At 53.6% G+C, this 11,187-nt stretch carries 7 protein-coding genes; 3 read left to right on the forward strand and 4 right to left on the reverse strand.

Features of this window, described 5'->3' with window-relative positions; genetic code table 11:
• Window positions 1-73: 73 nt before the first annotated feature.
• Window positions 74-640: a peroxiredoxin gene (locus V6D20_10525; GenBank protein ID HEY9816216.1), complete on the reverse strand. Its 567-nt coding sequence runs from the start codon at window positions 638-640 to the stop codon at window positions 74-76.
• 552 nt (window positions 641-1,192) lie between these two features.
• Here V6D20_10525 and V6D20_10530 point away from each other — a divergent pair.
• Entirely contained in the window at window positions 1,193-5,530 is a 4,338-nt protein-coding gene (locus tag V6D20_10530) for a hypothetical protein (GenBank protein ID HEY9816217.1), read from the forward strand.
• Window positions 5,527-7,044, forward strand: coding sequence for a hypothetical protein (locus V6D20_10535; protein HEY9816218.1), 1,518 nt, complete (start codon window positions 5,527-5,529; stop codon window positions 7,042-7,044). The genes V6D20_10530 and V6D20_10535 overlap by 4 nt, the downstream gene beginning before the upstream one ends.
• A gap of 4 nt (window positions 7,045-7,048) precedes the next feature.
• Here V6D20_10535 and V6D20_10540 read toward each other — a convergent pair whose 3' ends face one another.
• The 3 genes from V6D20_10540 to V6D20_10550 all read right to left on the reverse strand — a co-directional run bounded on the left by V6D20_10540 (window position 7,049) and on the right by V6D20_10550 (window position 9,734).
• The gene (locus tag V6D20_10540; GenBank protein ID HEY9816219.1) at window positions 7,049-7,855 is read right to left on the reverse strand and encodes a TPM domain-containing protein; all 807 of its coding nucleotides are present in this window, start codon (window positions 7,853-7,855) and stop codon (window positions 7,049-7,051) included.
• Between the two features lie 45 nt (window positions 7,856-7,900).
• Window positions 7,901-8,086 carry a hypothetical protein gene (locus tag V6D20_10545; protein HEY9816220.1) on the reverse strand — a complete coding sequence of 62 codons (186 nt, stop codon included), beginning with the start codon at window positions 8,084-8,086 and terminating at the stop codon, window positions 7,901-7,903.
• Between the two features lie 220 nt (window positions 8,087-8,306).
• Entirely contained in the window at window positions 8,307-9,734 is a 1,428-nt protein-coding gene (locus V6D20_10550) for an LCP family protein (protein ID HEY9816221.1), read from the reverse strand.
• Window positions 9,735-10,229: 495 nt separating this feature from the next.
• Here V6D20_10550 and V6D20_10555 point away from each other — a divergent pair.
• On the forward strand, window positions 10,230-11,187 hold a 958-nt coding region (locus V6D20_10555; protein ID HEY9816222.1), incomplete at its 3' end, for a mannose-1-phosphate guanylyltransferase.

Genomic DNA, 11,187 nt, shown 5'->3' on the forward strand with positions numbered 1-11,187 from the left:
TCTCAGGCTTGACCCAGTTCCATTGGTGGAAGGCGTTTCAATGCTAAGTGTGGCTGATTAAGCGGACTTGATATTAGTCCACAGCCTGCAATTCATCTAAGCGAGCCAACACTTCAACGCTGTGAATAGCAGGACGCACACCTAGGAAGCGATCGCGCAAAATACCCTCGGGATCAATCACATAGGTATGTCGTAGGGAAACACCGCTCAGCCAAGAACCATAGGCTTTGCTCACTGCCCCAGTCGTATCAGCCAGCAGGGGAAAGGTCAGCCCTTCCGAGTCGCAAAATTCTGCGTGGGAGGTTACATCATCCACACTGATGCCCAAAATTTGAGTATGACGGTCTAAATACTTGGGCAAGTCTTGCTGAAACCGCTTGGCTTCCAGGGTGCAGCCCGGTGTGAAGTCTTGGGGATAAAAATAGGCCACCACCCACTGCCCTCGGTAGTCGGCAAGGGATATCTCACCATCGCCCGTATTGCTCGGTAGGGTGAAGTCTGGGGCTGGGGCATTCAACGTCGGCTGGGGGCCACCCAGGGCAAACGCTGCGGGCATTCCGCCCAGCAAGACAGCGAGGGCAAGTAAACTACTAAGCACATAGCCCAGCAGCCGGCGACGAGAAGGGAGTATCTGAGTCATAACCATAGTTTTGTAACATAAACTTTATATAAGTTTACAGTTAATAGCTAAAACTGGAAGGAGAGCGATCGCTCTGAGATCCTCAAAGATGCTGCATCCTTCCCCAATCCACGATCCTCTACAGCTCGCTCCATCTCATGCTATTGCCGTTCAGCACCACGAGCTAGTCTAGGCAAGGAAGCTGCCATAACCGTTAAGCTGAACCTAAAGATTCATTGTTGCAACACAAATCATTGTTGAAAATAGAAGAATGTCAGTAGCATAGATTAGCTTTCTACCGATATCTGTCTACTAACTCCTGATGCTCTTCTCAAACCATGCGGAAACAAAGGGTGGTTTGTGGGAAACCTAAGAGTAGAGTGCGCATTGTCGTCCTAGCTCAGCACGTCGCTCATCATCCCACGGGCTTTGATCAGCCTCAGTACAGGGTTTAGGGGATGACTCTGGTTCTATAGAGAGGTATTCTTCTCTAGGAAACTCGGCATCCACCATGGCATCTAAGCATCAGGTTCGGCATTTTGCACTGTTTTGCGTTAAGTCTGGGATTCTACTGTGACTTCTCAACCCGACCAAATTCAAGCCCTAATCCGCGAAATTGATGGCGTGCTAAGTAAGGCAAGTCCTCGCTTGCCATGGGTGATGTCGGCGGAGGCAGCCGAGCAACGCAATGTGCTAGAGCAAACCCGTCGGTCGTTGCTGGCTCTGCAGCAGCAAATGTTGGCTGAACCCCTTGCCGCACCGTCTCCCCAGTCATCTCCTATGCTAACTGAGGAGTCTGCCCAGCATGTCCTGCAAGCGTTTCTACAAGAAATGAGTTACTTGCGGAGCAACATGCTGCAGCCCCTGCGGGCCGATATCGATCGGCTCAACCGCGAGCGTGATGCCTTGGTGCAAGACGTAAAGCAACTCCAGGCCCAGCGACAGCAAATTGGGCTACCGGCGGCGGATCAAACCTCGATGATTGATAGTTTCTTGAAGGCGTTGATGAGTCGTCTCCAGGAAACCCTCTCTGAGCAAATTGCCCAGACCCTTTCCCAGTATGAGCAGGAGGAGCGATCGCTTCCCGGTTTTCCTGAAGCTGCTGCGTTACCAGCGGCCGATCTCATGCCCCTGTCTCCGAGCCAGCGATTGGCCCGTATTCAGCAAACCCAAGCCCGTTCCGATCAGCTTTTGCTGAAGCTCGACGCTACGCTACAAGTCATCTTCGAATCTTTGCAGTCTAATATCCAGAGCTATGAAGACTCTCTATCCCAAGGGCTAGAGAAAATGCACAGCTTAGGACAGCAAGGTGAATCTATGTTTGCGGGGCTAGTGAATCGCCTAGCGCAACAACTGGGTCGTGAAGCCTCGTCCTACCTACAGTCGTCCCTAGAAGCAGAACGGTGGCGATCGCCTGATGCACCGGCTAACTTACAACCTCGCCCTTCTGAACCAGCAGCGACGGGAGACCCTACGCTAGATAATCTATCAGACGAACAAATTGATCGTCTGCTGAACGAGCTGAATGGGGGAACCAGCGAAGAAGCTGCCGCTAAGCCGGCTCCTCCAGCCAAAACACCCTTTTCGCTAACGGATTTAGTCGGCGATTCAGACGACGATATCACCATCTTCCAGATTAGTGAGCGCCACCCTCTTTATACGCCCGAGGATGACGACGAAAAGACGATTATTCAAACCAGGGAAGAGGTTGAAGCCGCTCGGGCAGCCCAAGCTCAACCCAGCCCAGCGATCGCCTCGAATCTCGATAATTTAGAGTCGGCCCTGGATTGGTTGGAACACATCGATGAGGATGAACCCACTCCACAAGTCGCAACAGAAGGCGTACCAACCCCAGAGGCGATCGCTGCGGACACCGAGGATGCTGCTGCGATTGACACACCCGAAACCCTATACGCCGACGACTTTTATCAAAGTTTATTTGGCGAAGAGGAAGACGGCTCTCTCACGGAGCGATCGCCTACTTTAGCAGATGATTTCACGGCTGAACCCCCAGAAGATCTGGGTGGTAATGCCACAGATATAAACGCAGCCTCTAACCTGCCTCCTCACCGCTTTGGTCTTGAGGAAGATGAAGTCCTCAATGACGACCTATTTGGCGGGCTGTCTGATCCAGCTGGGCAACGGGCAACCGAAACCAGTGAGCAAGCCACACTGGAAGACATGGAGGCCAGTGATGCAGATCTAGACCTGAACCGCGATGAATCTCTTTCAGGGCTATCTACCCAGGCTCTCCAAGATCTCTTCCCAGATCATGAACCGCTGTTTTCAGACTACGACGATAGCCAGGCAGCAGCAGCGATCGCTTTTGATGAAGACTCGGAGGCGCGTTTAGGCTTCCTCGACTCTGATGCTCCAGTCACGGAGCGCGACTTGGCCCTAGAGGATGATCCTCAAGACAGCGACTGGAGCGATGAAGCTCCGGTTGATCCTGAGCATATGATTACTCGACTCACGGATCTGATTGAACCCAGCGAACTGCCGTCCTTCCTAGATACCAGCCAAACGCTCACAGGCGACGATGATCGCTACATGCCCGCCTCCCCCGACGAAGACCTGCTGGGTGGAGAGGAGTTAGACATTGCCCCCAGTGAGCTAATTCACATTGACGACACGACCCTCAATCAACTCGAAAACGATCTATCAAGCCTTGAAAATCCAGACTCGCCATTTCCCATTGATCCCAATACTGAGCTGAGTACAAGCCTAGAGCGCTGGGATGGAGCAGCAGCGCCATGGATGGATGAGGTAGAGGTAGACTCCTTTGATGATGCCTATCCCACATCCACATCTAGCCCGGATGCAGACTTCACGGAAACGATTCTAGGCGCGGTTGCAGACGAAGCTCTCCCCGAGATGACCGCCAGCGCAGCTCCTGATGAGAACGTAGACACCATGTCCCTGGGGCTAGATCTATCAGCAGATGTGGGAGACGCGCTTAGTTATAATCTGGAAGCAGACCAGAGCAGTCTAGATGTCCTCGATGACGAAGACCTAGCGGCAGACGAGTATCAGCCGGCGGCTATCGACGACCATCCAGACGACAACGTTCGCCCCTTGGATAATCTTGCCGATGTCTGGGCCGCTCTACGAGAACCCCCCTCGGAACTTGAAACATCTGAAGAGTCTCCTAAGGAGCTTGAAGACACCGCAGAGGGGCTGACCCTTGATGCCATCGGCAATGACTGGGAAGACACCTCAGACTACCTATCATCCGTTGAGCACGATGATTCTCCTGCCGATGCAGACCTATCTGCTGATGTGTTCGGCGGTTGGGAAACCGATTCATTCACAGAAGCAGCTACGGATGAAGCTACGGATGAAACAGTCACGGATGCTGACCGGACAGAAGGAGCGATCGCTGAGGATCACGAACCTCATTTTCCCGATGCCAGTGAGCTTGCTTTTGAAGACGATGACGCCTCACTCTTTGAGTCCAGCTTTGACGACAGAGGGGATGGGTTTTTCGAAACCTTCGAGACAACAGATCTGCTCTCGGAGGATGCTGAGGCCCTATTCGATGCCGATGACACCCAAGTCCATACCGTGGATGTGGATGACCTACTGCTGCCCGATGAACCTGCCCCTGGAGCAGCTCCAGCATCTACCGTCGATGAGCCATTGCCTGAACACGAACCCCTTCCGACTGTAGAAACAGCTTGGATGGATGAGGATACCCATAGCATCGAAGAGTTATTGCTCAGCAATGATGATCCTGAGCCGGCCGATGCTTCCACAGAAGCGGATTGGAACGACGCTGATGCCGACACCATCGAGGGCTTACTCCTCAGTAGCGATACCTCGGACGTTGAAGCAGAAGAGGCGATCGCTTCCCCCGTCGTTGATCCTGAAGCAACCCTAGGTGATTGGTTTTTATTCGATGACGACGTGGCCGATCTGCCTGCCCCCCTCGAAGAGGATGCCCTCATCGAAACGCTTCTGGAGGAAACACCTGAGGAAGAAGAGCTAGAGAATCTAACGGGAACGCTGGAGAATCTAGACAATGCCCTCGAAACAGTGCAGGATGCTTCATCAATCCCTGAACCTAACGAAACACCTGCTCCTCAGCCACCAGAACCGGTTGAGGAAACCCTAGCCGAGCTTTTTTCCGAACCCGAAACCTCTACGCCCCCTCCCCTTGACCTGAGCGATGAGTTTACCCTCGACACCCTACTAGAGCGGGTCTTAGATGGAGAGGCACCATCTGCTGATACCCTAGACACTTCATCAGAAATGCCGGCAGCAGCCGAAGGTCTCCCGGAGCTGCCCGCTGAAACAGGTGAAACCTTGGAGGGCTGGTTTGCTGATGACATGGAGAACGCTCCTGCAGATGCAGATCCACAGAGCGATCGCCCCAGCCCACCGACCTGGGATGATGATCAAGATGAGCCGTTTAACGATGACTTAGACAGCATGTTCGGAGATGCCAGCATCCTCGACGAGACCCCAGAGTCGATGGATAGCTTATTTGGTGATTTCGATACTGAGGTAGGCGACTCTACTCTGAATGACTTCGCCGATGCGTTTACAGCCGAGGACAACGAGCCGGTACCTCAACCCTTGCCTGAGGAAGAAACCTCCCTAGATGACTTATTTGGAGACATGTCTGCAGATGCCGAGGATGCCTTTGGGGAAGAAGCTGAACCGCCTTCACTATCAAATGTAGAAACCTCCCTGGAGGAAGAAGCTGAACCACCTTCACTATCAAATGTAGAAACCTCCCTGGATGACTTATTTGGGGATAGTCCAGGGGATCCAGAAGATAGCTCAGATCTGTCCGCTGACGATCTGTCCGCTGACCTTAAGACATCACCTCAATACACCATCGATGATCTCGATGATTTCTTTGGCGCTGAAGACGTCCCTGAGACGCCGGAAAAAAAAAGCCCATGAGGCAAGCTATTACCTGGATGGGCGATCGCTCTCCCCTAGACCATGATTCCCCTTGGTTTCTAGCCATCGACTTGGGCAGCACCCAACTCTCAGCGCTGCTCATCAACCGTCAAACCCGCACCCTGCATCCTATCTACTGGTTTAGTGTTTCCGCCCAAGCGGGAGCAACCAAATCCTTTGGGCTACCCACCTCGATCTATCTATCTATCACAACCCCAGCATCCCAAACCAGCAGCGATCGCTCAACCGATCCACATATCACTCCACTGGCTGTAGGTGCCAAAGCTGATGAACTCGCCGACCTCAATCCATCTACGGCTGTTAGCCCACTCCCGACGAAAAGCAATGAACATCAACGTATTCTGCTACGCCATCTGAAAGCTCATGTCCTAAACCCTACCCATCTCAACGAGCACGACCTCCAGGCAGCCTGCAGCATCATTCTTTCCACCCTCAGTGGTTTTCGGGGCGACCTCCTCTCGCCTGCCACAGTTCAATGTGGGGCAGAAGGGTTAACTTCAGGTGTTGTACAGACTGTTCTGAGGCAATTAGGTGGTGTGCTGATCAGCAGTCCCCTCACGGCAGATGAAACCTATGGGCGATCGCTCTGTGAGGCTATCCTCCAGGCTAAACTTGTGCCCTCTCGTCAATTCATTGGCGTGGTCAACGATGGTAGTGCCCTCCTCGCAGCCCAGCGCTGGTTTATCGAGCCTGCCAACCCGCCGGTGACGGCATCGACCTCATCCTTTAGCGTCGTTTGTTCCACCGGGGCGATCGCGACAGAACTGATTGCCTTACAGCATGACCAAGTGATCCAAGTACAGGCCTACCCCTACGCTGATCAGGCCATTCATCAAGATGTTATTCACCTGCTACTGGATAGTCTCACCACTTCGGTCGATATCGCCGTTGCGCCCTATGGTCCCGATCTCGATGCCCGCCCACCCTTACTGACGGCGGCCCTCTCGGCTAGAGATCAAGAGGCGATCGCCCAAGACGGTCTCGCTGCCTGCCTGACCTACGACCTCGACCGCCTGCCCAGACTTGGAGAGGCAGACACCAGCCAGCGCCATGCCTGGCAACCCCATCTAGATGCCACGGCTCTAGGGCGATCGCTCCAGCAGCTCGCCCAGCGCATCTTGCGATCGCTCAGCGACCATCCAATCCTACAGCTTCAGGTGGGCGGCTATGCCGGCTTGATGACGCGCCAAACGTTGGAGCATCACATTCTTTGGCCCTACCTGCACAATCTTGATCCCGTGGTCATTCACTTGCTGGAAGAGCTGGCTATGCCCCCCCAAGCCATCGAGCAGGTGATCTGCGGTGGATTGCTATATCACCATGGCGCGATCGCCCGCTGGCTCCAAGAAAAGTTTCCCAATGCCCAAGTGGAAGTCGCTCGCATTGCGCCTCCCCGCGTCATGCCGGCCCTAGCTCCGCCCCAGGGCTGCGATCGCCCAAGCCCTATCGTCTATGGCATGGGGCTTGCGTTACTCTCCCCATCACTTCCCTAGACGCCTAGGTTTCAGACGTAGTCGAGGTCTTACCAAGCAGCGGCGCTAGGTAGGCTATCAAAGCTCCAAGGGTAAACCCTGCCACATTCCTCAACACCGGCAGCCAGTCAGGCGTACGGGTGACGACGGGGCCCAGCCCAAAAGCAATGAACAGAATGCCCCACAGCGGCGAAAAAATTAATGCCCACTGCCATGCAAACGGCTGGCCTTCCTGTCGAGGCTGAGCCGCAAAACCCAGCACAACCCCACCCAGAATCGATGTAATCAGGGTCAGAATCCACTGCTCTCGGGGTAGCCCTGGCACCACCTGACAACCACCTCGTCGTAGACAAACCTGAATGGATTCTAGCGCCGAGATAATCGAACGATCTTCTCCATTGTCCCGTACGAAAAACTGATTCCCATAACGGGTTTGCAGCTCAATCCAAAAAGTTCGGGGCAGCAGGTCATACAGATCATCGCCGACACTAAAGTTCAGCAAGTTTCCACCCCGTGGATCCGCCACCAGCAGCACACTGCGTTGATCCAAACCCCAAAAATCTTTGACCGATCGACCGGGGGTGCGATCAAACTGCGTTAATACCCGCAGCTTCCACCCTGTTTCTGACTCAAAGTCCGACAGAGCTTGGTCAAGCTCATCCTGTTGAACACTAGCCAGGGAATCGGCTAGGTCAATGACATTGGTGGGAGCCTCTGGCAACAAGTCAGGATTTTCATAGGCATGAGCTGTTGGAGCGATCGCCCAGCTACAAAGAATTAGAACAACGGTGGCGCAGAAAACACCAATCGGGCGGAAAGCAGCATGAATCATGGGTATTTTTAAAGCAAAAAGGTGCGAGAACAGGGCCGTCTAGCCTCAAACGGAGAGAACGAGATCGGCACAGCCGTAATTGGAGTAGCAAACAATGAATATGCCGAGCAAGATCAGCGCTGCCAGGATGCCCATGGGCGATCGCAGATTAGAAAACCTACCCTCCACACCCAAGCCATCTTCGCGCATCAGGGGACAGGCACCGTCACCTCGGTAACATGACCCATCCACCCGGATCTTTACACTTGTTTACCTGATTCTAATACTAAAGTTCCTTGGAGGGGTGCGTCAATTCTCGAAAGAACGTGAATTCGATGGCGTGAAGGCTCCAGAAATCCCGACTTTTGGGCCATGACCGATACTGGATCAGCCCAGTCGCCATCCTGCAAACAACTCAGGATGAACAACGAGGCTGATGATCGGCCGCCAATTTACATTCTCAAGGTATCTGCTAGCGCCAAGTCTCAGATTGCTCCTCTGGAACGTGGTTAAGCCAATCTTCGCCAACCCGAATCGTCAGGTCAGACTCAAGATCGCCCGTCGATGCCGCCACCACCTTCCCAACGCCTAACACAGTTCCTAGGGACGTAGCGCCGCTATAGTCTCCCCGCTGCACAATAATCTGCGTTTGGGACTCTGGTGAGGGCCAGTCTTGTACCACATAGACATGGTCAAACCCTTGGTCATAAAGATAATTCACAACTTGGGTGGCAATTTGGGGTTCACCGGAGGCATTTTGAACCGCAATGCGCAAATCTTGAACCGACTGACGATCAAAACGACTCGCTAAACCTGATGCACGCACATCAAAATAGTCAGCCAAAACCTGATCTCGACCGTTCATGTCCATAATCCAATAGCTGGCGATGAACTCATCCGGTGAGCTAAACCGCCCTGGCAGCATAACCATGCGAAAGTCTTCCGACGTCAGATCTAGACCAAAGTCAACGAGGGCTAAGATTTCCTCAACACTCAGATTGGTGTCAATGTAGCTTTGCAGCAGATCCACAGCTTGAGGTACTTGGGGCAAAAAGCTAGGACTTGTGAGGCGATCGCGTAGGGCGCGGATGAGCTGCTGCTGGCGCTGTACCCGGCCGATATCACCATAGCCATCGTTGCGGAAGCGGACAAATTGTTCGGCTTGGTCACCGTTGAGCACCTGTTGGCCTTGCTGTAGATCAATCTCAAGCCCTTGGGTTTGGTCGGTGTACTGCATATCGTAGGGCACAAACACCTCAACTCCGCCCACGAGATCCACCAGTTGACGAAAGGCCTCGGTATTGACGCGCACGTAGCGATCAATTTCTACACCATTTAGATTGGCGCTGACCACATCGGCAGCCATGCGCGCGCCGCCCATGGCGTTAGCGTGGTTGACCTTTGTCACCCCTTGAAAGGGAATATCTACTTGGGTGTCGCGAGGAATAGACAGAACATTGATCGTTTGCGATTCTGGCTCTAAACGCACCAGCAGCATCGTATCGCTGCGTCCGTCCATGGGATCTCCAGCACCCCCATCCAGGGGCTCATCCACCCCCATCACCAGAATGTTAACAGGGCGAGTGATCGGATAATGTACACCCTTACGCCATAGATCAAGCACGGAAAAATCTTGCAGAGGTTGGTCAGGAACCAAGTTCACCGAAGCCGGCGTAAACAGGGCTACCGTGGCTCCTAAGACAGCAGACGTGCCGACTGCCGTTGCTAAGACAAGCGATCGCTGAATCCATTGACCAATCCTCATACCCACCCGCCCCGGTGCAGCGTCAGGGAGACTCGCGGATATACTAACCGTAGCTGGGCTCGTAGCTGGGCGATCGCCCACCGCTGTTGCCTTCTCGGGGGTTCGTTTCGGAAACTCATTAGATTCTTGATTCACTCCATCCCTCACACTTATCTCACACTGGTTTGGTATCACACACACACCCATAGGTAGACCCCTAGTCAAGGGCAATGTATAGTTTTGTGTGCGATCGCTCTCCGCGATTATATCCGACAGTTTTGGTTACCGGTGTCTACCGTTGTACGATCTGGTTTAGATTTTGCTTAGATTTCACGAGAATACGTCAATCCTTCCCCTCCCATGCAGCACCTAGCCAGACGGCTGAGTTATAACAGCTATGGGTTAGCGAGAGGTTTCATGCTGATGGGCTGACAACTCTTTCCCTCCACCCCCTTCTCCCCTTTGCTCATAAGGGGAGAAGGGGAGCAAGAAAGGGAGAGGTGTTTTCGAAGCCCCTCTACCGTTCTGGGAGAGGGGTAGAGGGGTGAGAGTCTTCAAGTTTTGTCCGTCAATCAGGGTTTCATGTCACTCTTCAAGTATGCAGAGCAGGGATCCGTGAACTCTAGTTTCAGCAGCTAGTATTCCTTCCTCATGAACCTGCCTGTCGATCTGCTTGAGCAGATTAGCCCTGCTGTATTCAAGTCCTATGTTGAGGCAAATCAACTGATGATACCCGTGATTTTGGCTGGCGGAAAAGGTGAGCGCTTTTGGCCCCTGAGTCGGCGGCAGCGTCCCAAGCAGTTTCTCAGTTTAGATGGCAGTGGTCTTAGCCTTCTCCAGTCCACCGCTGAGCGCTTGTTGCCGCTGACCGACGGTTGGGATGGACTATGGGTGATTACGGCTGCCCATTTGGCCGACGGGGTGCGTCATCAGCTCCCCGATCTACCAGAGGCGAATCTCCTGGTGGAAGTTGAGGGACGGGATACGGCTCCAGCGGTAGCCTGGGCCACCATGGAAATTGCTAAACGCCATGGAGAAGATGCGATCGTAGGTTTCTTCCCCGCTGACCACTGGATTGGCGATCAGGCGGCTTTTCAAACCACGCTGAAAACCGCTGCTCAGGTAGCGCAAGACCATGGAGCGATCGCCACCCTGGGCATTAGTCCCACCTATGCTTCCACCGGCTATGGGTACATTGAGCAAGGCGACTCCCTGAGCACCTTGAATGGACTCACGGCCTACAGCGTCGATCGCTTCACCGAAAAACCAGACCGGGAAACCGCAGAGACGTTTCTAGCCAGCGGTCGTTTTAGCTGGAACAGCGGCATGTTTATTTTCCAAGCCGGGGTGACCTTGGCAGAACTGCACCACCACGCGCCAGAAATTATGGAACCGCTGAGCCAGTTTGGCCCATCCATCTATCCCCAAATTCCCAAAAAGAGCATTGACTATGCCTTGATGGAAAAAACGCAGCGGGCCTGCGTGATTCCGGCAGATTTTGGCTGGGATGACCTAGGAGACTGGAATGCCCTAGAGCGGCTGCTGAAAACCGAGGCGGCCAATGTGGAAGTGGGGCAGCATGTGGGACAAGATAGCCAGGGCTGCGTGT

The sequence above is a fragment of the Candidatus Obscuribacterales bacterium genome (assembly GCA_036703605.1).
Lineage (GTDB): Bacteria > Cyanobacteriota > Cyanobacteriia > RECH01 > RECH01 > RECH01.

Coding starts and splice junctions, on each gene's coding strand:
- V6D20_10525 (HEY9816216.1), bottom strand. CDS start 640: ATGACTCAGATACTCCCTTCTCGTCGCCGGCTGCTGGGCTATGTGCTT.
- V6D20_10535 (HEY9816218.1), top strand. CDS start 5,527: ATGAGGCAAGCTATTACCTGGATGGGCGATCGCTCTCCCCTAGACCAT.
- V6D20_10540 (HEY9816219.1), bottom strand. CDS start 7,855: ATGATTCATGCTGCTTTCCGCCCGATTGGTGTTTTCTGCGCCACCGTT.